This is a genomic window from Borrelia anserina Es, assembly GCF_001936255.1.
GTDB classification, from domain to species: Bacteria; Spirochaetota; Spirochaetia; order Borreliales; family Borreliaceae; genus Borrelia; species Borrelia anserina.
Genome location: NZ_CP013704.1, coordinates 739,751 through 765,733, shown reverse-complemented (window position 1 = coordinate 765,733; position 25,983 = coordinate 739,751). Strand labels below are relative to the sequence as shown.

Genomic DNA, 25,983 nt, shown 5'->3' with positions numbered 1-25,983 from the left:
ACAAAAACTATTGGAGGATACTTCATGCTTAATTACATAAATCTTAATAAACTTAAAAGTTTTCAGGAATTAAAGCAAACCAATCCCGAAACACTAAAGAACACTTTAGATGAGAAACGAATAAAAGCATACGACATTAAAATAGAAGGACATCATGTACATTATAACTATGCTACAAAACAAATCAACGAGAATCACCTAAAAATATTTCAAAGCTTAAGTGATGAAGCAAATCTAATAAAAAAATATAAAGAAATCATTAACGGCCAACATATTAATATCAGCGAAAATAGAAAAGTTTTGCACCATTTGACAAGAGGGCAACTTGGTATAAAAGTTATAGAGAACAATGAAAATATGAGAGAATTCTTTGAAAGAGAACTTAAAAGAATTTTTGAATTTGCAAAACAAGTTCAAAACGGATCAATTAAGAGCACAAATGACAAGGTCTTTAAAAATGTAGTACAAATTGGAATTGGCGGTTCAAGTCTTGGTCCAAAAGCACTATATACTGCAATCAAAAACTATGCTAAGCATAAAAATTTACATCTGATGAAAGCCTACTTTATTTCAAATGTTGACCCAGACGAAGCAGAAGAAGTTTTAAGCGAAATTGAACTTCAAGAAACCCTATTTATCATAGTATCAAAAAGCGGAACTACATTAGAAACAGCATCTAATATGCAATTTTTAATCAAAAAATTAAAAGATAATGGAATCAAAGAATACCAAAAACAAATTATAATCATCACCTCAAAAGGAAGTACACTAGCACTTGAGAAAGAATATCTTGAATACTTTTTTATGCACGATTCAATTGGTGGAAGATTCTCACCAACATCAGCTGTTGGTCTTACACTAATTACCCTTTGCTTTACAGAAAATATTACAAAAGAAATATTAAAAGGGGCCCATGAAGTTGATAAAAAAGCACTAAACAAAAATGTAAGAGAAAATGCTCCTCTTTTAGCAGCACTAATTAGCATATATGAAAGTAATATCCTAAATTACAGCAGCAACTGTATTATCGCATATTCAAAAGCAATGGAAAACTTTTATCTTCATCTGCAACAACTTGAAATGGAAAGCAACGGGAAAAGTGTAAACAGATTCGGAGAAAAAATTGATTATAAAACAGTAAGAATCATTTGGGGAGGTATCGGAACAGATGTCCAACATTCATTCTTCCAAATGCTTCACCAAGGAACTGAGATAGTACCAATGGATTTAATAAGTTTTAGTGAATCTCAACTAAAGCAAGATATCATTGTAGAAGAAACATCAAACAATGATAAGTTAAAAGCAAATTTAATAGCTCAAATAATTGCCTTTTCTTTCGGAAAAAAAGATACAAACAAAAACAAAAATTTTGAAGGCGAGAGACCTTCTGCATTAATATACTCAAAAGAACTTACACCTTATACAGTAGGTGCAATACTATCTCACTATGAAAATAAGGTAATGTTTGAAGGATTTTTACTAAATATAAACTCATTCGACCAAGAGGGAGTTCAACTTGGTAAAGTCATCTCAACTAAAATTTTAAAAAACAATAACTTAAAAGATGAAATAATAAAATCTTACACTAAAGTACTTCAATAATAAAAAAGTAATATGGCTAAATCATAAGGACTGCACATGATAAAAATTACACACAATATATTAATGCTACTAATAAAAAAGAGGTAAAAAATGCATACAACGATAATATACATATTAATAAATATTACAATCATGCTTACATTAATAGGATTTTTATACTTCCTACACAAAAAACACGTCTCATTTACAAAAAGACTAATTATAGCCTTAGTATTAGGAATAGTCTTTGGAATGACTATGAAATACTGCTATGAATCAGAATCAACAATATTAAAAGAAACTATTAAATGGATTAATATCTTAGGCATAGGATATATAAGACTTATTAAAATGCTGGTAATACCACTCATACTAGTTTCAATAACATCTGCTATAGTAAAACTAACAAATAATAAAGATATTTGGAAAATGAGCTTATCGGTAATCTTCATACTTATATTTACAGCAGGAATTGCTGCAATAATTGGAGTTTGCACATCTCTCTTCTTTAAGTTAACAGCAGAAGGACTCCAATCTGGAATAGATGAAATTATACAAGGCAAAAAACTAAATCAAAAACTTGAAAGCCTACAAGAAACCCCAATTACACAAAAATTATCAGAACTCATCCCCGAAAATATATTTGCAGATATGGCAGGCATAAGACCAAATTCAACAATTGGAATAGTAATATTTGCTGCCTTAGTAGGAATCGTTGCTCTTAGGGTTGCAAAGAAAAAACCAGAATCAATAGAATTTTTCAAACAAATAATATCCACAGCGCAAGATTTAACCTCAGGAATGATAGCTTTAATTTTAAAGTCAACACCTTATGCCATACTAGCAATGATCACAAAAATATCAGCAACAAACGATATTTCAAGCATCATGAAACTTGGGAAATTCGCACTTGCTTCTTATGTTGCTATTAGCATTACACTTTTAATGCACATGACACTAATTGCACTCAACAGATTAAATCCAATTATCTTCATCAAAAAAGCATGGCCAGTATTAACATTTGCATTCATATCTCGTTCTAGCGCAGCAACAATACCCATTAATATAGAAGTACAAACTAAACAACTAGGAGTCAGTGAGGGAATTGCAAATCTTGCAAGTGCATTTGGATCATCCATTGGGCAAAACGGTTGTGCAGCGCTACATCCTGCCATGCTAGCAATCATGATTGCTCCTACCCAAGGAATAAACCCAACAGATCCTTTATTCTTACTCCAACTTATAGGAATAATAATAATAGCCTCATTTGGAGCAGCCGGAGCTGGAGGAGGCGCAACAATAACATCCTTAATGGTTTTATCATCAATGAACCTACCCGTTGAGCTTGTTGGCCTATTAATATCTATCGAACCCTTAATTGACATGGGCAGAACATCTGTTAATGTCAGCGATTCAATGGTTGCAGGAGTAATAACAGCCAAAAACCTTAATCAATTAAACATCAATATTTATAACAATCAAAATGAAATAGAAAAATAAGGAATTTTTATGAAAATAATAATTATTGGAGGAACCGCTGCAGGTACCAGTGCCGCTGCAAAAGCAAAACGAATAAATAAAGAGTTAAACATCACCATTTATGAGAAGACAGATATTACATCTTTCGGAGCTTGTGGGCTACCATATTTCATTGGAGGATTCTTTGATGAACCTAACAAAATGATAGCTAGAACTCCTGATGAATTCGCACAAAATGGAATATCAATACTTACTGAACATGAAGTAATCAAAGTAGATACAAAAAATAATACCCTTAAAGTAAAGGATCTTCAAACAAAACAGATATTCAATGATAATTATGATAAACTAATGATCGCAACAGGAGGTAACCCTATCATCCCTCCAATTAGCAACATTAAACTGAAAAACTTTTATACTCTAAGAAATATGAAAGATGGAAAGGAAATACGAGAACTTTTAAAGAAAAAAGATATAAAAGATATAGTAATAATTGGAGCTGGATATATTGGAATCGAAATGGTAGAAGCTGCCAAAGCCTTAGAAAAAAATGTAAGAATAATTCAACTAGATAAACGAATCTTAACTGGATCGTTTGACAAAGAAATCACTGATATAATGGAAGAAGAATTAATAAAAAACAATGTTTTACTACACACAGACGAATTTGTAAAAAGCCTAATAGGAAACAAAAAAGTCGAAGGAATAGTTACAAATAAATCTGAATACAAGGCAGATCTCGTAATCCTTTCTACGGGAATAAAACCTGCCACTGAATTTTTAGAAGGACAACTTAAAACCTTAAAAAATGGCGCAATAATTGTTAATGAATATGGCGAGACCAATATAAAAAACATCTTCTCTGCAGGTGACTGCGCTACAATTTATAATATTGTAAGTAAACAAAATGATTATATCCCTCTTGCAACAACAGCTAATAAACTAGGAAAGGTAATCGGTGAAAATCTGGCAGGAAGACGCGTTTCTTTTAAAGGAACACTAGGATCTGCATCAATTAAAGTACTGTCTCTTGAAGCAGCCAGAGCCGGTCTTACAGAACAAACCGCCTTAAGGCTTGGAATTAAATATAAAACAGTATTCATAAAAGATAAAAACCATACAAATTATTATCCAAATCAAGAAGATTTATATATTAAATTGATATACAATGAATCAACAAAAGAAATAATTGGGGCACAAATAGTTGGCAAGAATGGAGCTGCGATAAGAATGCACGCATTATCCCTTGCTATTTACTCAAGACTCACAACAAATGAACTTGGAATGATGGATTTTGCATACTCCCCACCATTCTCTAAAACCTGGGATGCATTAAATATTGTAGGCAATGCAGCAAAATAAATAAAAGAAAATTTAAACAAGCTATATTTCAGTTTTTCATGCTAAATGGCTGCCCGGTACTTGCAAGAACATCTCGCCAGAAAGAACCATTTATATTGACTTTATTTCTGTCGACAACTGCCATTTTTATTGGAACATGTACAAACTTTGTACTCCACAAACTAATTAACAACTTAGTCTTACCTGCCATAGCAGCATGAACAGCATTTGAGCCAAGACGAGCACAATAAAGAGAATCACTAGCATTAGCTGGTGAGCTTCTAATAATATAACTAGGATCAATATACTTAAGATTAACTGGAATAGATTTTGACTTAAAATATGCATTAATCTTACCTTTAATATAAAGTCCAATATCTTCATAAAGCAAGTTACCAGAATCATCTCTTTTACGAATGCTAGGATCAAAATGTTTTTGTCCTGCTCCTTCTGCTATCAATATTACTGCATGAGGAATTTCATCCAAATTCTCTTTTGCTAAAAGTCGTCTTTCAAGATGCACAAGAAGTCCATTAGGCCCCTCAATATCAAAGTCAAGTTCTGGAATTAAACAAAAATTAACATCATTAGAAGATAAAGCAGTGTGAGCAGCAATAAATCCAGAATCTCTACCCATAACCTTAACAAGACCAATCCCATTATAAGCACTATTTGCCTCAAAGTGTGCACCAGCAACTGCAGCAACTGCTTGTTCTACAGCCGTTTCAAATCCAAAAGATTTTTGAACAAACATAAGATCATTATCTATTGTCTTTGGAATACCTACAACAGCAATTTTTAAATTCCTCCTCTCTATTTCTTCCGCAATCAAAACAGAGCCCTTCTGTGTTCCATCTCCACCGATATTAAAGAGCACATTAATTCCCATTCTTTCCAAAGTATCAACTATTTCAACAGGCCTAATTCCCCCTCTTGATGACCCAAGTATTGTACCACCAAGCTGATTAATATCATCTACTACATCAGGATTCAGCTCAATAAAATTCAAATTAGACTCTCGCAAAAATCCCTGATATCCGAATTTAACTCCACAAATCTTACGTACCCCATATACATTCCACAGGGTTCTAACAATTGAACGAATAACATCATTAAAGCCTGGACAAAGACCTCCACAAGTAGTAACTGCTGCCCTAACATGTTCTGGAGCAAAATAAATCTTATGTCTAGGTCCAGCTTTCTCTAAAAAAACATTCTCATATTGTTCCCAACTCTCTTCATTCTTATAAACACTAAATCTAATCTTATTAGTCTCATCAGTAAAGTGACCGTGACTCTCTCCAGCATAAAAACTAACTAAAGGATTGTCTTGATTACATTCTCCTAAATTTTCTATTTCAAAATTTAAATTCTTACCCTTAAATCTATGCATTAAGTTATTCCTCCATAATAAATATCATTATAATTCAATTACTTCCTAATAAATTGACTTTGATCCTTAATCATATCGTATATATCATCATAAATATAAGGCGACCCCTCAACAGGAGACCTAATTAAGTTACCTGCAATAAACTCAAAATACTTATTGAGCTTTGAATTTCTATCAAAATCAATAAATGGAACTCTATTATTAACAGATTCTCTAAAACTCTTTGCAAATGGAATAAAACCAATAAATTCGACTGGTATATTAATATTATTTTTAACAACATTTATTAAATTTTCACACATAGCTATCTCTTCACTAGATTCTATCCTATTTAGTACAACTCTAGGGTAAAAATTATTCATAATCCTCTTGATCTTAAGAGATGAACTTAAAGATATAACTTCAATTCCCGTAACTAAATCTTTAAACTTAACGTTTGTACCTTCTATTTTGTTTTTAAAAAAATTACTAATATATTCACGTTCAGCACTCTTTGGGGCGAAAGCCAGATATAAAAGCCGATATAACGCATTTTTTAAAAAAGAATAAGCATTAAGTATTGAAGGAGTTTCTGGAACAGTCACTATTATACCACTATAAGCAGACAAATAAAAATCCACTGTATTATAAGATGTACCTGAACCTAAATCTATGAAAACAAAATCAGCAACAAGATCTCTTTGAATCGCATCTATTATCCTCTTTTTAATAGAAAAAGGAATATTGGCTGTTCCTGTATAAAGAACATCTCCTGGCACAAGATAAAGCTTCTCATAAGGTGTTTTAAGAATTAAACTTGAAAAATCTTTCTCTCGCTTATTAATAAAAGAACCTATTCCAACACCAGTATTTTTAACTCCTAAACATGTATGCAGATTAGAACCACCAAGGTCAAGATCAACAAGTATTACAGTTTTGCCCAAACGTGAAAGTTTATAGCCAATATTAGCAACAAAAGATGTTTTTCCAACACCTCCCTTTCCGCTTGCAACAGGAATAATCTTAGTCATCTTCAAATCCTATTAATCATTTTTACTATCTTTATTAAACTTTTTCATGAAATCAAAAAACCTTAAAAATCCTAATTTCTTAGAATCTTCCTTGGAAGAAGCATCTTCTGCTTTAGAAACTGATATTAAATCTTTAATCAAATCTTTATTATTTGTAAAACTCTCAATTCTATCAGGCTTACCACAAATTACAATTTTATCATCCTTCAAGAAAAAATAATCTCCATCTACGAACTCATACCTAGAATTGCTTAAATTTCTAACAGCAATAACTGTAATACCTTTCTCTCTTCTCAGATCAGCCTCAAGAAGAGTTTTTCCTACATATTCTTTTGGAATAACAGTCTCAGCAACAATGATGTCATGACCAACAATACTGTAGGTTGACAGATTAGGAGATAATAATAGTGGGGTTAACCTTCTTGCAGCATCCTTACTTGGAAATATAATTTTTGTAGCACCAAGAGTTTTTAATATCTCAGCATCATCCCTATCTTCAGTCTTAACACATATCTCTTTAACACCTAAAAGATTACAATAATGAGTAATAAGAGCACTTTTGCCAAGATCATTATCAAAATCAATAATAACAGCATCAGTATCTACAGGAATAACTTTTTTTAAAGCATTTTTAGTAAATTGGTCCAAAATAAAGCTTTCCGTAGCAATAACATCATATTCTTCAACTAATTCCTTTGATGTGTCAACAATAATAATTTGACAATCAAGCTTACTCAAATTTTCAAGCATATGAATTCCTAAATTACTAAGACCAATAATAACAAACGTTTTCACTCTCTTCTAACCTACCAAAATATCCTGTCTTGGCCTTGTAAATTCTTCAAAACGAGATCTTCGTGAAACAAAAATTGCCATAGAAAAAAGTCCTATCCGACCTGCAAACATAGTAAAAATTATAATTACTTTACCTAAAAATGACAAATCCTGTGTAACACCAACTGATAAACCAACAGTACCAAAAGCAGAAAAAACTTCATATCCCAAATCAATCACTCTCCACTTCCCACCACCCTCAGCAGCAAGAAGAACAAAAAATGAAAAACATAAAATAAAAACAGCCCTTACAAAAAATAAAAGCGCAAACCTTATACTATCAATGGAAACCTTATAAGAACCAATAATATAACCATTACCATCTTGAGATTTTATTACTGCAAGAATAATTAAAAAAAAGGTAGTAATCTTAATTCCCCCAGCAGTTGAACCAGGAGCACCACCAATGAACATGAATGGTAATGAAAGCATTTGGGTTCTACTTGTAATAAGAGAATTGTCAAGATAATTAAAACCAGCAGTCCTTGTACTTATTGAATAAAATATTGAATTAAATATGAGAGTTCCAAGTGAATAACCTTTTTCAAGTTTATGAACTTCTGAGAAAAAAAATAAAATAGAACCTAAAACAATTAAAAAGAAACTCAGCAAAAAAACAATTTTAGCATGAAGAGACAATTTCTTTCGATATTTAATAGTATTCGTAACATCACGATATACCATAAACCCAAGTCCCCCACAAATAACCAAAATAGCAACAACAGCTATAGCCTCAGGAACATCACGCCACGCATAAATGCTATCAGAATGCATAGAAAATCCTGCATTACAAAAAGCTGAGATTGCAGTAAACAAAGCTTCAAATAAAGAAATACTAACACCTCGTAATTTGAAACACACTAATATTAATAGTACCCCAAGTAATTCAATGAAAAAAGTTACAAAAAGTATACTTTTCAAAATCTTAACGGGATTATATTCAATATTTGAAAGTGAATATTGTTTTATTATCCTAGCATCGATTAATTTTAACTTACGCTTAGGAATAAGCAAATAAAAAGTTGCAATCGTTATAAAACCAAGACCCCCGAACTGAATCAATAACATTATAATTATAAACCCAAAAGTGGAAAAATCTTCTATTTTAACAGTAACAAGTCCCGTAATACTAACAGCAGATACGGATGTAAACAAAACATCTATATACTCTAATTTTTTCTCACCATTCCAAGCAATAGGCAATGACAAAAAAAGAGAACCTAAAAACATAATCAAGACAAAATAACTGAAAAGAAAAGACCTATCACTAAATTCAAATTTCAACATAAAAACATAAAATATAAGAAATCATCATCAAAATAGCAAAATTAAAGAACATTGAAATATTACCATAATTTTATTATTTTTAATACATGTTTGAAATTGAATCAAAAGCTTGTATTCCCAAAAATAAAATCAAAAAAATTTTAAAAATAGCTAATCAAAAATTCAAATTTATAAAAAAAGAAATTAAAGATGATACTTACTATTGCAATACAGAAAAAGTAATAAGAATAAGGAAATCAAATATTGCAGAAGCGATTGTAACATTTAAAATCAAATCTTTAGAAAGTTACATAGAAATAAACAAAGAAATTGAATTTAAAGTAGACCAAATAAACAATTTTATATCTTTTTTAGAAGAAATGGATTTTAAAATTTTATACAAAAAAATCAAAAAAAGTTTAATTTACAAAAAAGAAAATTTAAATATAGAAATTAATCTAATTAAAAATCTTGGTTTTTTCTTAGAAATCGAAAAAATAATTCATGATAAAAATGAATTAAGCCTTGCCAAGAAAGAAATTTATGAAACAATAAAAGAATTCAAACTACAAAACAATATTGAAAAAAAATCCTACTTTGAACTAATACTAGCTAACCAACTTAAAGAATAAAACTTTAGAATCTAAGCTCAGATATGATAATATAAATCCTTCATCGTGATATCCTGCAAATTGAGGCTTACAGGCAAATTTTTGAAAAATTTCAGACTCATTAAAAAAATACCAATTATTATCATTAAAATAAATAAGCCTAATATTATTACTATCTTCAAAAGTTAAGAATAAATCATCCCTATAATTTAAAATATCACTAGTCATTCCCTTAATTTTAATATTTGGACTTATATTTTGCCATCTATCATATTGAAAGGTAGATATACTTACAATAAGCCTCTCATTTGTTATATAACCCAAAATCACTTGGTCAGATTTAGCATTATAAAGAATGTTAACAGAATTTGCCATATTTGCAGACTGAATATTTGCATTTGCCCAAGTTTTGTCACCTCTATCAATAATAAATTCAGAATTAACATAATCTTGCATTTTATAATTATAAAAAACTCCTAAAAAGGGCTCAGAAATAATACCAATACTCGAAACATTAACATTAGCATCACCTTTGGATATATAAGAATCCATAACGCTATTCCAAATATTACTATACCCCTTATTTGTAAAAAAATTTATCTTATATTCACTACCTATTTTCTTTAAATACGCTACATACAAATTATCTCTTTTATCAATGCTAATATTTACCAAAAATCCAACATCATCCCTGAATTTAGGACTAATATCAATCCACTTTCGACTATTAAATTTCTTAACTATAAGTTCGCTAGAAAAATAATCGTTACCTTTAGTAGTAAATATAACATATAATTCCCCTTTAGAATTAACTGCAAAATCAAAATATGCAATATCAGTAATATTATCATTAACCGAAGTACTTATATCAAACCAACCAATATTTTCAATAAATGAAGAAACCTTAATACTATCACTATCTTCCAGCTGATAAGCAATATAAATATTTCGATTATAAGTTCTTAAAATATATTTCTTAAGCTTAGAGCTCAGCTGAAAACTTGACAAATCCCTTAATAAAAAAGTCTTATCTTGTTTTTTTATATTAGACATTTTGGCTTTCAAAGCACTATCATTTATTATTGATAAATCTAAATCAGTAAGGGTAAAATTAATGTTTACATTAGCAGATGTAACATAAATCACAGCATAAAGAATATCTTTATTCAATTTAAGTTTGACATCCCTCTTTCTTATCTTATCTGTTAAATACTTCTTATTAAAGACATCATACACCATATAGACAAAATCTGAATCTAGAGAAATATCAAAAGTTAAGATATAGTTAGAAGACTTATTAACTCTTAAATAAACACTTCCTTTCCCACTTTCACTTGAAATACTCAAAGGCTTAAATTCCGTTAACATTTGCTTTAACTGAGCATGAGAATAAAAACCAATTAGTAGAAAAACAAATATTAATAATATATTATTTCTCATACTTGCTAAGATCCAAAAATACCATAGCATAATCAGCTAATGATATGACAGTCAGAAAGGCAGACACAGCATATATCATTCCAACAATAAAAGAAAAATTAAAATCTATATTTAAAATTGAACTAATAAAATCCTCAATAAATATAGTAATTTTTAACTTGTCTAAACTATAAATAAAAAGACTAGAAAACGTTGCGATAGCATAAAATAACGATTTTATTTTTCCCAACAACTTAGCTTGCTGAACTACATCAAACTGAATAATTAAATTCCTAACAACACCAACTGAAAGTTCACGATATATAAATATCACAAAAAAATAATATGGAGTAATACCTTTATAAAAGAAAAAAACAAAATATGTTAAATGTTGTAACACATCTGCATAAGGATCTAGAATCTTACCCACATTAGTGACCAAATCATACTTCCTGGCAATATATCCATCCATAATATCCGTTACTTCATTAACAATAATTAAAAACCAAATTATTATCAAAAATAAATAAGGATTCCAAAAATTTTCAAGATGTAATATAATCAAAATAACAAAAGATAATATAATTCTAAAACAAGTTATTTTATTTGGACTAATTATGCCTTTGCTATTCAATTTATAAAATCTCCTTATTATTTATCTTTAATCTCAAAAATTCAAGTGCTTCTTTCAATCCGAGTCCATTGATCTGATCATTTGCTCTAGTTCTAATTGAAACTTTCCCTCCCAGCATCTCTTTTTCTCCTATAATAAACATATAGGGAACTTTTTGGAATTGATATTGTCTAATTTTTGCGTTCATCCTCATATTACAATCATTATCAAGTTTTATTCTAATCCCTTCATTTTTAAACCGAGATAATACCTCTAATGCGTATTCTTCTACAACACCGTTTACAGGAATAATTATAACTTGAAGAGGTGCCAACCACACAGGCAATGCTCCACCATAATGTTCTACTAAAATACCCAAAAATCTCTCAATAGAACCAAGAAGAGCTCTATGAATCATAAAGGGTCGCTTATCTTTACCATCTTCTCCTGTATAAGTCATCTTAAATCTTACAGGAAGATTAAAATCAAATTGAATTGTACTCATTTGCCATGCTCTCCCAAGAGAATCAATTATTTTAAGATCAATTTTAGGTCCATAAAAAGCTCCACCTCCTTCATCAACATCGTAATCAATATTAAGATCAATTAAAGATTCCTCCAAAACTCTTACAGACATTTCCCAATCATCCTCATCCCCTACAGATTTTTCCGGCTTTGTTGAAAGATATGCCTTCAAGTCAGTAAATCCAAATTTATTCCACATATAAATAGCAAATCTTAAAACTTCTTGAACTTCAAACTTAACTTGCTCACAAGTACATATAATGTGTGCATCATCTTGAGTAAATCCCCTAACACGCATAGTACCATGAAGAGAACCTATCTTTTCATAGCGATACACCGTACCAAGCTCAGCCCACCTAAACGGCAATTCCCTATAAGAATGCTTGCCAGAATTATAAATCGTAATATGAAATGGACAATTCATAGGTCTAACGTAATAACTACTTTTATCCATCTCCATTTTTTTAAACATATTCTCTTCATAAAAATCTAAATGCCCAGAAGTTTCCCAAAGCCAAGATTTACCAACATGAGGAGTAAAAAGTATATCATAACCATTCTTAAAATGCTCTTCCCTCCAAAAATCTTCTATTAAAGATCTTATTCTGGCACCATTTGGATGCAAAAATATAAGACCAGGTCCTATCTCCTCATGAACAGAAAACAAATCAAGTTCCCTACCAAGTTTTCTATGATCCCGCTTCTTTATCTTTTCCCTTAACTCAAGATATGATTTCAATTCCTTTTCATTATTCCATAAAGTTCCATAAATACGAGTAAGCATCTTGTTTTTCTCATTACCACGCCAGTAAGCACCAGCAATACCAGTTAACTTAAATGCTTTTGGATCAATTTTTCCCATATTATCAACATGAGGACCTTTACAAAGGTCAGTAAAATTATGACTTTTATATATCGAAATCTCATCCGTAATATCAAGCTCTCGAATTAAAACTATTTTATAAGGTTGATCTTTAAAAAGCATTAAAGCCTGTTCTTTAGTTACCACTTCCTTTATAAAAGCACTCCCTGTCTTTAGAATATCTCTCATCTTTCGTTCTATTAACAAAAGATCATCTTCTATAATATGTTTTTCAAAATCAAAATCGTAATAAAACCCATCTTTAATCGGAGGACCTACAGCAAGCTTAGTATTGGGAAATAACTCAAGCACAGCTTCTGCCATAACATGCGCAATCGAATGTCTCTTCTTATACAGAATGCTCTCTTTATCTAATTTTTCAATCATAAAAACACCTTACAAACTCTAAAATTTTAAATCTAAAACAATTCAAGCCTTAACAAACTCATAAACAAACAAAACATCCTCTCAATACCAATATACAAAAAAATTTACTAAAAAAACAGATAAAATAATAAGAACCAATAAACAAAATTTTCTAATATTCTAATCTATAGTTACTATAGATTCAATATTAAAATAAAGAGCCATAGCCAAAAAGAAAGTAATAGTAGATGACCCACCGTAAGATAAAAAAGGCAAAGGTATGCCTGTAATTGGCAATAATCCTAAAGACATACCAATATTAAAAGAGGTATGAAAAAATAAAATACCCAATACACCAGCAAGTACCAAAGACATATACTTATCTTTGCTTTTATGCATCATCATTAAAATTTTAAAAAAAATAATAAAAAACAATATTAAAACTACACTAACTCCCAAAAAACCAAATTCCTCAGCCAAGATTGAAAAAATAAAATCTGTACTCTGAGATGGAACATAATTTGCATGAGTATAGGGCCCTCTTAAAAATCCTTTACCAAAAACACCTCCAGAACCAATTGCAATCTTAACTTGATTCAAATTCCAGCCAGCTCCTTTAAGATCAATATTCGGATCTAAAAAAACCAAAAACCTTTTGATTTGGTAAGGTTTCATAAATTTTGAGAGAAATTTAGACAAAAAAGCTGAAATCATTAAAATTGAACTCACAAATGATATGTAAAAGTAAATAAGTCTAATACTCAAATTATACTTTGAAACAAAAAAACCTATAGCAGAAGATAAAAATACCAAAATTAATACTAAAAAAGCTACTTGAAAATAAAAATTATTAGAAAAAATCAAATATAAAACATTGCCCATATCCGCCTTATATTCATACCAAACCGGCAAAACTACAAAAAGAAACGAAAAGAATCCCGTTAAAGCAAAAGATAAAATATAGTGTATGTCTATACCAGCAAAAAAGGAAATAAATATAAACATATTCAAATAGACTACAGCTGTACCAAAATCAGGTTGTAAAAACACAAACAAAATAACAGGCAAAATTAAAATAAAAGCAAAAATAAAAACAAATAAATTATTACGCTCACTTTTACTACTATAAAATTTAGCAAGAGCTAAAATACTAATAATCTTACCAAACTCTGAAGGTTGACCTCCTAATTTCCAAATTCCAATCCAAGACTTAGCTCCATTAACAGTAACACCAAAAAGAGCAGTAAAAGCCAAAGAAATAACCAACAAAAAATATAAAGGATAGATCATACCATGTATAATCTTAAGGTCATATCTTCCTACCATAAAGACTACAAAAAATCCAATAAGAACCCATACAATTTGTTTGATATATTCAATTTTCATTAAAGAACCATTAGAAGTATAATCACTAGAATATATAAGCAAGATTCCAATAAAAGATATTATTACCAAACTAAATAATGCAAAGCGATCATAACTTTTCCTAAAAACAGCCATTTACCTTACCTAATATACCATGTCCTATATTCTTTAAGCATATCCTCATAACTCTGCTTAGCAAAAATTCCTTGCATCATTAAATCTACAGACTTAGCAGGCCACATATCTGCATTACTTCTTCCTTCAACCAAACTAAAAATAACGATTTGTTTATTAGATGGAGCATCATAAGGAGCAAGCCCAACAAAAGAACTATTCTCAAGTCCAATAACACCTGTTTGCCCTGTACCTGTCTTTCCTCCAACTTCTACAGCTTTTGTGAGAACTGAATTTCTAGCAGTACCATAAGTTATGACATTTCTCATATATTTTTTTAAAAGCTTAAAAGTCCTTTGACTAATAAGATTTGTCTTTTTAAGAATTTCAGGAACATTTTCAAGGATAACTTCGTTAGTATTACCATTCAAAATCCTATTAACAATTCTTGGTTTATAAATAATACCTTCATTTGCAATCATAGCTACCATATTAGCAACCTGAATAGGAGTAGCACTTAAAAATCCTTGACCTATTGAAAAATTGACAGTATCACCTCCTACCCAAGATTGATTAAAAGTTTTCTCCTTCCACTCTGGACTCGGAAGAATTCCAGAGACCTCATTTGGTAAATCAATTCCCGTTTTCTCACCAAAACCATATTCCTTCGCATATTTAACAATTTTCTCAATACCAAGGTATCTAAGTCCCAATACATAAAAATAAACATTACATGAATGAGCAATAGCAAGTTCCAAATTGACATAACCATGACCACCTCGCTGCCAACAATGAAACACTCTGTTGCCTACTCTAAAATATCCCGGACAATGGACCTTCCTACCCTTATCAATAACTTTTTCTTCTAATAATGCTGTAGCCATAACTAACTTAAAAACAGATGCAGGAGGATAAACTGATTGTATTGCTCTATTTAGAAAAGAATAATCTTCTTCAGAATGCTTGTTATAAACATCACTCATTGAATAGTAAGGATAATTATAAAGAGCTAATACACCTCCTGTTGAAGGTTTTAACACTATTACAGTTCCATATTTCTTACCCAAGGCACTCTTAGCAAGCATTTGAATATCCTTACTTATATTTAAAACAATATTATTACCAGGAGTCATATGCTCTATAATAAATCCACTATCGATTTTCCTCTCCCTAGAATCTACTCTATACTTAATTAAACCTTCCTTTCCTCTAATATAACTATCATAAGTCTGTTCAACTCCCAATTTTCCTATTGTAGAATTATTATCATATCCTTTAACATTATAAAAAGCACGAAGTTCCCTTTGATTAATCTTACCGACATATCCAATAGGATGAGAATAAGAATCATCTACCAAATAATTTCTCTTAAAAGAATATGTCCACAAAAGTGCAGGATAATAAACTCTCTTCTCAGCAATTCTAAACAACACTTCTGGACTTAATTCAACTATTTCTACATCCTTCAAATATCCTCTAGGAGCCTCAATTTTAGAGATAATAAGTTCTTTCTCAATACCTAAAATGCCTGATAAAAAGCTTAACATCTCATCTCTATCTTCAATAGACATACCATAATACTGCTCCAAACTAATCTTTAGAACAAATGCCGTAAGATTATTTGCAAGGACATTCAAATTTGAATCCAGAATTTCACCTCTTGAAGCCTTAATTTTCTCAACTCTAGATAAAAGAACTGTTGCTTCTCTATCATACAATAAGTGCTTTCCAATCTGCATTTTAAATAAGGTAAAGATATAAGAAAAAAAAACGAAACATAAAAGAAACATTCCAAATCTATATCTACCCTTCAAGATAACTTTCATTTTAATATTCCTCTTTAATAGTATAAAGACTTCTAGTACAATAACTTAAAATCGGATATAAGAAATTTAAAAATACTATATTTATGAGAAGATTAATGTCAAATATTGAATAATTGAATCCTTTAAGATCAATAAAGTCTGCAACAATCATTGCCACAAACCAAATAATAAATTTTGCAAAAACAAAAAACACTGTTATACTAAACATGCTCTTAGGCACAATCATCTTAGCCTTCTCAAGAAGGTAAAATATCAAAACATAATTAAAGACAAAAAATCCAAGCGGCATTCCATTGAAATATTCCATAATAAGACCATGTAAAATACTTGACATCAAACCTACATTAAAAACAAAGTTTAGAGAATTAAAAATTAAAATGATTAAAAATATGTCTATTGAAAAAGAAAAACTAATATCACAATAATACTGAAAAACTTGTCCCAGAAATACACTAGCAATATAATAGAGTATAAAAGATATCACTTTCTTAGCCTCTGATCGCCATTAATCAGAAAAACATATTCCAATTTATCTAAAACTATTATAGGTTCTATCTTAATACTTAAGAGAGAATTATATTCAAGAACATTAAAATCAATAATTTTTCCTATATAAATTCCACTAGGATAATCACTAAATCCAGCAGTAACAACAGAATCTCCTATCTTTAGAGCATTTTCAGCTAATTTATTAACATAGTTCATCTCAAGAACTTTACCATATCCCTTACCTTCAACAAGACCAATAAATTTACTATTTTGAATTCTTGCAGAAACATAGTTCTCATAACTGGTTAAAGGCAAAACTCTTGCAGTATCTGCATAAACTTTAACAACTTTCCCAACAAGACCACTAAATCCATCCTGATAAGCAACAGCTATCATATCTTTTTGGACACCATCATTATATCCTTTATTAATTGACATTAAAGATGAAACATTTGCATAATTCAAGTAAATTACTTCAGCTGAAATAAATTCATTAGAATGTACTGAATAAAATCCAAGCTGCTCTTTAAGCCTAGCATTCTCCTGTCTTAACACTTGCACATTCTGAATCACTATCTCAAGTTGCTGTATCCTCTTCTTATAAGCTTCTATTGTGTCGCCATAATCCTTATATTCATTTATCGCCTTAAAAACATTAGAAACAAAATTAAAAAATTTATGCATATTCCGCTGAATATATGAATTTAAAGTAAAAATGAAAAAATCATCCCTCTTGTTTCTCTTAGAAGTACTCGAATCATAAATCATAAGAATAATAGCAAATACCAATACGCTAAATACCTTAATAAAATTCTTGAAATTAACAAGCAATTTCATATCTATTCATTAATAAAGCTATATATGTTTTTACTAATATCAATTCTATTAGCATAATCATAAAATAAACCAGCCCCAACAGCTACAGATAAAAGAGGATTATCTGCCACGTAAACTGGAACTCCTGTCTCTTTTGATAAAAGCCTACTAAGCCCTTTAAGAAGAGCTCCACCTCCTGTTAATATGATTCCACGCTCAACAATATCTGTTGCAAGCTCTGGAGGAGTTGCGCCAAGAGTTCGTTTAACCTCATCAACAACAGTACCAATAGGCTCTTGCAAAGACTCCCGAACTTCCATAGAATCAATAATTTGTTTTCTAGGTAGACCCGTAACAGCATCTGTTCCCTTAATATCTATTGTCTCCACCTTCAAATTATGAGTATCTGGATAAACATTACCTATCTTAATTTTCAACTTTTCTGCTGTTTGCTGTCCAATAATAATATTATGAGCATTTCTCATATACTTGATGATACTCTCATCAAACTCATCTCCACCTGTTCTAATAGCTCTACTTACTACCATACCACCAAGAGAAATAACCGATATTTCAGTAGTTCCCCCACCAATATCACACACCATATGACCTGTTGGTTCAAAAATGGGAATATCAGATCCAATGGCAGCTGCAAGAGATTCTTCAATAACCTTAACTTCGCGAGCACCAGCATTCATTGCACTCTCTTTTACAGCCCTCCTCTCAACTTCTGTAATGCAAGTTGGAACTCCTATTACCATTCTCGGTTTAAAAAACAATTTCTTTCGAGAAAAAATCTGACTTATGAAATATCTAATCATTTTCTCTGTATTTTCAATGTCAGCAATAACACCATCCCGAAGTGGTCTTACCGCCTTAATATTTTCCGGTGTTTTCCAAAGCATCTTCTTTGCATTACGCCCAACAGCTACAACTCTATTACTCTTATTAACATCAATAGCAACTACTGAAGGCTCACTCATCACCACACCATAATCCTTAATGTAAACTAAAGTATTGCATGTACCAAGATCAATACCAATATCTATCAAAAAAGATTTAAAAAAATTCAACTCAAGCTCCCCCTAAAAATCCTCTAGACTAATTTTAAGTCTTTCCATTGCTTCTTCTAAATAAGGATTAATGCTCAATGCCTCTCTCCAATATTTTCTAGCTTTAGGATAATCTTTATCTCTCTTTATATACACGTCTCCTATTTTAACATAAACATTAGGATTTAAACTATTAATTTTCAAGACTTTATCATAGCAATCAAAAGCATCCTCATAAGCACCCTTCTCCAAATAGATATCTCCGTATAATAAATATACCTTTTGCATCAAATTATCATCACTTCTCTCATTTTTTAATGATTCACTCTCTTCCTGTAAAAACTTATTTATATATCCAACGCTCTTGTCAATATTTCCCTTCTTGTAATTCACATATGCCAAACTCCAAAGAACAATATCGGACTTATTCTCTTGATAAGCTTTCTCAAAGAACTTTAAGCTAGAATCATAGTCTTTTAAAAGTTGATAAGAATACCCCAAATACTCAAAAATATCTTCCTTTACACTCATAAAGTCAAAGTTACTTGAATATAAAGCTTTACTTAAATACTTAACAGAAAGATCACTATAATATTCTCCCTTATGAGAATAAGCTTTACCCAAAATATAATAAAGTGAACCCATAGGAACGTCACCACTAATTGACATTAAAAAACGTAATCTTTCTATTGCGTTATCCAAAAATTGATTTTTTAAATAACTATCATTCAACATTAAGGAATAATAAAAATATGAAAATCCAAGAAGCAAATTTAGATTAAAGTCAAACCTATTTTTTTTAAGACCATTCTCAGCATAGTCTATTACTTCCTTATATTCTTTATTATCCCAAAGAAAAAGCAAATTTACCTCAGTAGGTCCTGCCTTTAAATAAGAGTTAGAAAAGGCTTTAAAATAAGATAACATATAAAAAATAAAGAATAAAAGTGACAAACTTATAATCAAATAAAAAGTACACTTCAGATAATTGATCCTCATAAAAACTCTCTACAAAAAAATCAAGTTGATACCCATAAGCCGAATTCTGTATTATGTCATCATCTATCTTGTTTTTTCATCACTGAAAAAATCATGCAATCCACCCGCAAGCATACCCTCAAGAGCTAAGGAAGCTTGCTTACTCGATTTTGCTCCTAATGAGGTTTGTCTTGACCTTATTTATTACTAAATAAGCGGTGAGCTCTTACCTCACCTTTTCACCCTTACCCGAAGGCGGTAATTTTCTGTGACACTCTCTTAAGCTTCAAACTCCTAGGCATTACCTAGCATTATGCTCTTATTGGAGCTCGGACTTTCCTCTTAATATACTTAATTCAGTATATTAAGCGATGACTGGATATCAACTTAAAAAACAAAATTAAAAACTTTACTCTATAAGATCTGCCAAACCACCAGGAACCATGTCTAAGCCAACTTCAAACCTATCTTGGTAATAAAGTATTCTACTACAATAAGGACAAAAATTAATATCATCTGGTTCACGCCTTACCTTATTTGCAAACTCAATAGGAAGTATCATATGGCAACCTTTACAAACATTTTCAATTAAAGGCACAACCCCATTGGATTTATTTTTAATAATTCTTTGAAATTTAAACAAAAAGTCCTCATCCATTCGAGAAGCATATTTTTCCTCTTCATCCCTTATAGAATCAAGCTTTTTTAAAATCTCTGAAAGCTCATTTTCAAGATCATTACTCTCAGTAGCATAAATACCCTGCTCAACTTCAAGCTTACTCTTAATATCAACTATTTCTCTATCCACCTTTGTCTTAAGTCCAGTAATATGTGTCATTTTTTTTCTAATAGTAACTTCATCATCGATAATAGTCTGCAATTCCTTCTCAAGAGCTTCATATTCCCTTTGAGTTTTAATGCTATCAATTTTCTCTTCTGCCTTACTCTTTCGAACATTAATGTCTTGAATATCTAATTTCAAAGATGCATCTTCTTTTTGATACTCTTGAAATTTGAACTGTAATTCTGCAAGAGTCTCAATAAGTCCATCAATTTGAGCCTTCTTGGTTTGCAAATATTTAGGAATATTTTTTTGCCTTTCTTCAAGCTCAAACTTAGCTTTATATATGCCCTCAAGATTCTTCAATACATCAATATTACTTTCCATAAAGTCTCCTCCTATCAATTTAAATCTTCTAAATAATCTTTAAGTTTTTGAGTTTTCTTAGGATTTTTAAGACGCCTTAAAGCCTTAGACTCAATCTGTCTAATTCTCTCTCTTGTAACGTTAAAATGCAGTCCAACTTCTTCAAGGGTTAAAGAATACCCATCTTCAAGTCCAAATCTCATCTTAACAACTTCCTGTTCTCTCTCTGGAAGAGTACCAAGAACTGACCTTATCTGATCTTGCAATACCACAAAAGATGTGTGTTTCGCAGGATTTTTGATTGCCCTATCCTCAATAAAATCACTAAGAACAGAATCTTCTTCCTCCCCAATTGGTGTTTCAAGAGAAACGGGCTCTCTTGAAACATTTTTGACAGTTTTCACCTTTTTAAGATCCCACCCAAGTCTAGCTGATAACTCCTCATCCGTAGGATCTTTACCTAAAACTTGAACTAAGTACCTTGTTTCTCTATTCAGCCTATTTATCTGCTCAATCATATGTACAGGCACACGAATAGTACGTGCCTGATCTGAAATTGATCTCGTTATTGCTTGACGAATCCACCATGTAGCATAAGTAGAAAACTTAAAGCCCCGCTTATACTCAAATTTCTCAACTGCTTTAATTAAGCCAATATTGCCCTCTTGAACAAGATCAAAGAAATGTAATCCTCTATTAGCATACTTTTTAGCAATACTTACCACAAGCCTTAAGTTAGCTTTAATCAGCTGATCTTTTGCATGCTGCATCATCTGCTTGCCCTTAAGAATTTCTTCCGACATACTTATTATTTTATCCATCGGATATTCATAATACATCTCAATTCTCTCAAGCTCCTTTTGAGCAAGTTGAGCTTCTGTAATTTGCTCTTTAATAAGATCTTCTCGAATATTGAGAGATTTCTCTATCCTCTCCCGCCTCTCAGGAATAGCTAAATCTCTCCCAAGAATTCTAAGATTCCTTACTTTATCAACCTTTAATCTATCCAATATGGACTTTTGTTGTCTCTTTAAATCCTTTATTTTGGTAGCAGAATCAATGTAATCATCTGAAAAAATGCGTAATTCCTCTTGATATAAAGGAACAGACTTAAGCATCTCTTTTATATATAATCTTTCTTTAGTAATACTCTCTTCAAAAATATCTTCTCCAAGCTCATACAATCTATGTTTCTTTTCAATATATCTTACTAAACAATCTTGAAATGGCTTTAATGAAACCTTATAAAAAGAAGTGATTCTTTTTTTTTTGTTATAATAATCAAAATTATTATCTCTTTCTCTTTCCTTTTCTTTTTTAAAAAACTCTTCCTTATCTACTCTTGAATAAATAGCATTAAATAAATTATAATAATTTTCTATAACCAGTCCTTCATTTTTAAGAATATTTTCAATTATGTTCTCGCCAGAATCCATTTGCTTTGCAAGCTCAACCTCTTGATTCCCAGTTAATAAAAATTCCTTTCCTATTTCTTTTAAGTAAAGTCTTATCGGATCTTCAGAATTACTATCTTTCAATAAGCTACTCTTAATATATCCCGAACTAAAATCTTCCTTATCTAAAGTCTCATCATCAAATTCATCTAATTTATCATCAATTTCATCATCACTATGAATAACATCATCCAATATCATACACTGATTATCAAGTTTACTTACATCACCTAACTCATCAATATCACAGATATCTGAATCCGCCTTCTCATTAATCAAACTTATTCCCTCATTCTCAAGAACTCCATAAATATAATCAATATTTTCAGGTTCTAACATATCTCCTGATAAAAAGGTAGATAATTCTTCAAATGTAATTGTCTTTTTGTCTCTCAAATAACTTAAAATAGTCCTTATTATCTTTGAATTCTTCTTCTTAAAAGCCTGCAAATCTTTACTTTCTACACTATTCATTCAAACATATCCTCAAGTTTTCTCGTTGCATATTTAAAAACATCAATTCTCTTATTTGGGTTTTAGCATCTATCGAAAAACTATCCTTGCTCATTTCTTTAAATACTAAAATTCGATTCTCCACTCTTCTCTTTTTAATTGCAAATAAAATTTGCTTAACCATCTCATCATCTACTTCAAACTCTACTTGCAGCATATTTTCAAAAAAAACTTCACTAACATCATACTTATTTTTTAATAATTCTTTTAAATTAAGCAATGAAAAACCTTTATTATTTTCAAATAGGTCCTCAAAACACACAAAAATTTTTTTTACATTAACGTCATATAAGTCACTATCACTAATATTACGCCTTATTATAGTAAAATAATTAAAGTCTTTCAATAAGGCAATTAATAAATATCTTTCATAAGTGTTTACTTCATAAGAACATGTATTTCTCTTGTAATTCACAATCACATTCTTTTCCCTCATACTATAATAATCTGCTCTTAAAGTCTCTAACTTAATACCCACTTTTCTCTCAAGTTTTCCTAAAAGAATATCCCTTTGCGTATTAGTACTTGAAAAACTTATCAAATTTATGAACAATCCAATCATACTATTCAAATCTATTGTTTTAGTTAAATCATATTTACCTGAATATCCCTCCAAAAGATATTCAAAAGCATCACAGCTATCATTGAGCATACTCTTTAAGGCAGAAGCACCCTCATTCTTTAAAACATCTGCTGGATCAATCCCATACTGCATTTTAATCACACTAACATCGACATCAAACGGCAAACAAATTTGATAAGCTTTAAAGGTAGCCAAAAGCCCAGCATCATCACCATCAAAACACATTATTATCTTATTTGCATATCTCCTAATTAAAGCAAGATGCTCCTTTGAAAAAGAAGTACCAAGCGTAGAAACCGCAACTTTTATGCCAGCAGTAAAAAAGGAAAGAACGTCTATGTAACCCTCTGTCAAAATTACAGATTTACTTTCCTTGATTACAGACAAGCCTTCATAAAGTCCATAAAGCAATTCCCTTTTTTTAAAAATCTCTGTCTCACTTGAATTAATATACTTAATCTTACTATCTTTACCTAAATCCCTACCTCCAAAGCCTACCACATTTCCTTTAAAATCTCTGATTGGAAAAATCAATCTTCCAGACAAAATTGAAAATCTTCGTTTTCTTTTTGAAAATAAACCGCTTTTACACAAAAATTCATCAGAATATCCTTTTGAAAGCAAAAAATCATAAAAACTCCACTTATCTAAAACATCGTATTGCAAATAACCAATACTAAATAAATCAATAACTTCTCTAGATATCTTTCTCTCCTGCAAAATATAATTCAAAACTATTTGACTATTATTTAAAAAAAATAAAAAGGTCTTAATCAATTTAAAGTTCAAATCATATATTTTTGAAGTTAGTGATTCATCTTGAGTTTTACCCCTAGCTGACTTATTTTTCTTAATATCATCATATGCAATACCTATCCTACTGCATAAAGACTTAATAGCATCATTATAACCAAGCTTTTCAATATCCATCAAAAATTTTATAGCATCTCCTCCCTTTTTACATCCAAAACAATAAAAAAGTCCCTGGGCAGGAGTTATAGAAAAAGAAGGTGTCTTTTCAGCATGAAAAGGACAAAGCCCTTTGTAAGATGATCCCGATTTAACCAATCTAACACGTTCGCCTATTAAAGATACAATATCAACTCTCTGTCTAATCAAATCTATAACCTTAGCATATTCCATACTTTTCTAATCCTTAGTAATAAAATTACGAATATAACTATTTGCAGCTAGTAGATGATCACTATAATCTGAAGAAAACTTATGAGTTCCTATCTTTGGATCTTTCACAACAAAAAATAAATAATTTGTATTATCAGGGAAAAAAGCCGCCTTTAAAGATACAATACCAGCGTTAGAAATTGGACTTGGAGGATAACCTTTATTAATATAGGTATTATACACAGAATTAATCTCTAAATCTGCAAAATAAATTCTCTCAGGATGGGGTTTCCTTAATTCTTCAGTAATAATATATTCAATTGTAGCACAAGACTGTAATGCCATATCAGACTTTATCCTATTATAAAAAACAGATGCCATTATTGGTGCTTCACTCTTAACTCTATATTCACGCTCAACAATAGAAGCAACTATCACTTTATTATAAAGCTCTTCACTAGAATAAGCCTTACGCTCTATACCAATAGAACCAAGTTTGCTAAAAAAATTGCCAACAAAAATTTGAATTATTTCTCTCATATCCATATCCTTATAAAATTTATAAGTATCTGGAAATAAAAAACCTTCAAGAGAATTATAACTAAGTCCAAGTTTACTAATAAACTCAACATCATTTATTAAATTAATAAAACTATGCACATCACTAATAATGCCTAATTCATGAAGTTTTAAAGCTATTCTCCTACCCGTATACCCCTCGGGTATGGTAATATTAATGGGGAGTATAGGTCTACCTTTCAAAAATTCTTTATAAACATCAAAAGTTGAACAATTACCATTGATCAAATATTTACCATCCCTAAAATTTTTATCACTACCAAAAAGATAGGAAATGGCTATTAATAGTTTGTCAGACCTAATTAATCCTTTCTTCTTAAGTTCCCAAGCAATTTTTTTTACTCCCCATCCCTTTTGAACTTCAAATTCATATACCAAATCAGACTTTAAAGGAGAAGAATTTAAGAAACATAAAAAAACTGCTGAGGCAGAGCAAATAATAAACAAAACACAAAGGAAAATGAAAATCTTTCTCATTATCATAAGAACTCAAAATCTATTTAAAAAGAAAAAAATCCCACTTCCATGCCCTCAATTAAATAAGCACATTATCTCTACAAATACAAATTATAAAGATTAACTAAAAGCCCATTAAAATGAATGCCAAAATACTCAAAAAACATAACATTAAAATTACATCCCAAA

21 protein-coding genes and 1 other RNA gene are annotated in these 25,983 nt (G+C 30.4%); 4 read left to right on the top strand and 18 right to left on the bottom strand.

The window, feature by feature from the left end; genetic code table 11:
• The first annotated feature begins 24 nt into the window (after window positions 1–24).
• The 3 genes from N187_RS03630 to N187_RS03620 all read left to right on the top strand — a co-directional run bounded on the left by N187_RS03630 (window position 25) and on the right by N187_RS03620 (window position 4,422).
• Window positions 25–1,602: a glucose-6-phosphate isomerase gene (locus N187_RS03630; protein WP_025419879.1), complete on the top strand. Its 1,578-nt coding sequence runs from the start codon at window positions 25–27 to the stop codon at window positions 1,600–1,602.
• A 90-nt stretch (window positions 1,603–1,692) separates the two neighbouring features.
• A complete protein-coding gene (locus N187_RS03625; protein ID WP_025419878.1) occupies window positions 1,693–3,081 on the top strand; it encodes an L-cystine transporter in 1,389 nt (462 codons plus the stop codon).
• A gap of 9 nt (window positions 3,082–3,090) precedes the next feature.
• Window positions 3,091–4,422 (top strand): CoA-disulfide reductase, encoded by a 1,332-nt coding sequence (locus N187_RS03620; RefSeq protein ID WP_025419877.1) that lies wholly within the window; start codon window positions 3,091–3,093, stop codon window positions 4,420–4,422.
• 28 nt (window positions 4,423–4,450) lie between these two features.
• Here the strand turns inward: N187_RS03620 and N187_RS03615 are convergent, their stop codons facing one another.
• The 4 genes from N187_RS03615 to N187_RS03600 are packed head-to-tail and all read right to left on the bottom strand — an operon-like array spanning window position 4,451 to window position 8,925.
• Window positions 4,451–5,794, bottom strand: a complete 1,344-nt coding sequence (locus N187_RS03615; RefSeq protein WP_025419876.1) for an ATP-dependent 6-phosphofructokinase — start codon at window positions 5,792–5,794, stop codon at window positions 4,451–4,453.
• A gap of 38 nt (window positions 5,795–5,832) precedes the next feature.
• Entirely contained in the window at window positions 5,833–6,804 is a 972-nt protein-coding gene (locus N187_RS03610; protein WP_025419875.1) for a nucleotide-binding protein, read from the bottom strand.
• Window positions 6,805–6,816: 12 nt separating this feature from the next.
• Window positions 6,817–7,599, bottom strand: a complete 783-nt coding sequence (locus tag N187_RS03605) for a potassium channel family protein (protein WP_025419874.1) — start codon at window positions 7,597–7,599, stop codon at window positions 6,817–6,819.
• A 6-nt stretch (window positions 7,600–7,605) separates the two neighbouring features.
• Window positions 7,606–8,925 carry a TrkH family potassium uptake protein gene (locus tag N187_RS03600; RefSeq protein ID WP_025419873.1) on the bottom strand — a complete coding sequence of 440 codons (1,320 nt, stop codon included), beginning with the start codon at window positions 8,923–8,925 and terminating at the stop codon, window positions 7,606–7,608.
• Between the two features lie 86 nt (window positions 8,926–9,011).
• Here N187_RS03600 and cyaB point away from each other — a divergent pair, with 86 nt between their 5' ends.
• Complete coding sequence (gene cyaB, locus N187_RS03595) at window positions 9,012–9,536, top strand: class IV adenylate cyclase (protein WP_025419872.1); 525 nt, start codon at window positions 9,012–9,014, stop codon at window positions 9,534–9,536.
• Here the strand turns inward: cyaB and N187_RS03590 are convergent.
• From N187_RS03590 to mltG, 14 genes are all read right to left on the bottom strand, one after another.
• Window positions 9,513–10,955 (bottom strand): hypothetical protein, encoded by a 1,443-nt coding sequence (locus tag N187_RS03590; protein ID WP_025419871.1) that lies wholly within the window; start codon window positions 10,953–10,955, stop codon window positions 9,513–9,515. The two genes, cyaB and N187_RS03590, sit on opposite strands and share 24 nt — an antisense overlap.
• The gene (gene pgsA, locus N187_RS03585) at window positions 10,945–11,568 is read right to left on the bottom strand and encodes a CDP-diacylglycerol--glycerol-3-phosphate 3-phosphatidyltransferase (protein WP_025419870.1); all 624 of its coding nucleotides are present in this window, start codon (window positions 11,566–11,568) and stop codon (window positions 10,945–10,947) included. The genes N187_RS03590 and pgsA overlap by 11 nt, the downstream gene beginning before the upstream one ends.
• A gap of 1 nt (window position 11,569) precedes the next feature.
• The gene (thrS, locus tag N187_RS03580; protein ID WP_025419869.1) at window positions 11,570–13,321 is read right to left on the bottom strand and encodes a threonine--tRNA ligase; all 1,752 of its coding nucleotides are present in this window, start codon (window positions 13,319–13,321) and stop codon (window positions 11,570–11,572) included.
• Window positions 13,322–13,480: 159 nt separating this feature from the next.
• Window positions 13,481–14,800 carry a rod shape-determining protein RodA gene (rodA, locus tag N187_RS03575; RefSeq protein WP_075550327.1) on the bottom strand — a complete coding sequence of 440 codons (1,320 nt, stop codon included), beginning with the start codon at window positions 14,798–14,800 and terminating at the stop codon, window positions 13,481–13,483.
• A 5-nt stretch (window positions 14,801–14,805) separates the two neighbouring features.
• Window positions 14,806–16,605: a penicillin-binding protein 2 gene (gene mrdA, locus N187_RS03570; protein WP_025419868.1), complete on the bottom strand. Its 1,800-nt coding sequence runs from the start codon at window positions 16,603–16,605 to the stop codon at window positions 14,806–14,808.
• Between the two features lies 1 nt (window position 16,606).
• Window positions 16,607–17,089 carry a hypothetical protein gene (locus N187_RS03565; RefSeq protein ID WP_025419867.1) on the bottom strand — a complete coding sequence of 161 codons (483 nt, stop codon included), beginning with the start codon at window positions 17,087–17,089 and terminating at the stop codon, window positions 16,607–16,609.
• Window positions 17,086–17,931 carry a rod shape-determining protein MreC gene (mreC, locus tag N187_RS03560; protein WP_025419866.1) on the bottom strand — a complete coding sequence of 282 codons (846 nt, stop codon included), beginning with the start codon at window positions 17,929–17,931 and terminating at the stop codon, window positions 17,086–17,088. Before mreC ends, N187_RS03565 begins: the two co-directional genes overlap by 4 nt.
• A gap of 2 nt (window positions 17,932–17,933) precedes the next feature.
• Window positions 17,934–18,983: a rod shape-determining protein gene (locus N187_RS03555; RefSeq protein ID WP_025419865.1), complete on the bottom strand. Its 1,050-nt coding sequence runs from the start codon at window positions 18,981–18,983 to the stop codon at window positions 17,934–17,936.
• A 12-nt stretch (window positions 18,984–18,995) separates the two neighbouring features.
• Window positions 18,996–19,961: a tetratricopeptide repeat protein gene (locus N187_RS03550; RefSeq protein WP_025419864.1), complete on the bottom strand. Its 966-nt coding sequence runs from the start codon at window positions 19,959–19,961 to the stop codon at window positions 18,996–18,998.
• Window positions 19,962–19,980: 19 nt separating this feature from the next.
• Window positions 19,981–20,328, bottom strand: an RNA gene (gene rnpB, locus N187_RS03545) — RNase P RNA component class A.
• A 21-nt stretch (window positions 20,329–20,349) separates the two neighbouring features.
• Window positions 20,350–21,108 (bottom strand): zinc ribbon domain-containing protein, encoded by a 759-nt coding sequence (locus N187_RS03540; RefSeq protein ID WP_025419863.1) that lies wholly within the window; start codon window positions 21,106–21,108, stop codon window positions 20,350–20,352.
• Window positions 21,109–21,122: 14 nt separating this feature from the next.
• Window positions 21,123–23,015 carry an RNA polymerase sigma factor RpoD gene (gene rpoD, locus N187_RS03535; RefSeq protein ID WP_025419862.1) on the bottom strand — a complete coding sequence of 631 codons (1,893 nt, stop codon included), beginning with the start codon at window positions 23,013–23,015 and terminating at the stop codon, window positions 21,123–21,125.
• The gene (gene dnaG, locus N187_RS03530; protein ID WP_025419861.1) at window positions 23,008–24,780 is read right to left on the bottom strand and encodes a DNA primase; all 1,773 of its coding nucleotides are present in this window, start codon (window positions 24,778–24,780) and stop codon (window positions 23,008–23,010) included. Before dnaG ends, rpoD begins: the two co-directional genes overlap by 8 nt.
• Before the next feature lie 6 nt (window positions 24,781–24,786).
• Window positions 24,787–25,821 (bottom strand): endolytic transglycosylase MltG, encoded by a 1,035-nt coding sequence (gene mltG / locus N187_RS03525; RefSeq protein ID WP_025419860.1) that lies wholly within the window; start codon window positions 25,819–25,821, stop codon window positions 24,787–24,789.
• Window positions 25,822–25,983: the final 162 nt, after the last annotated feature.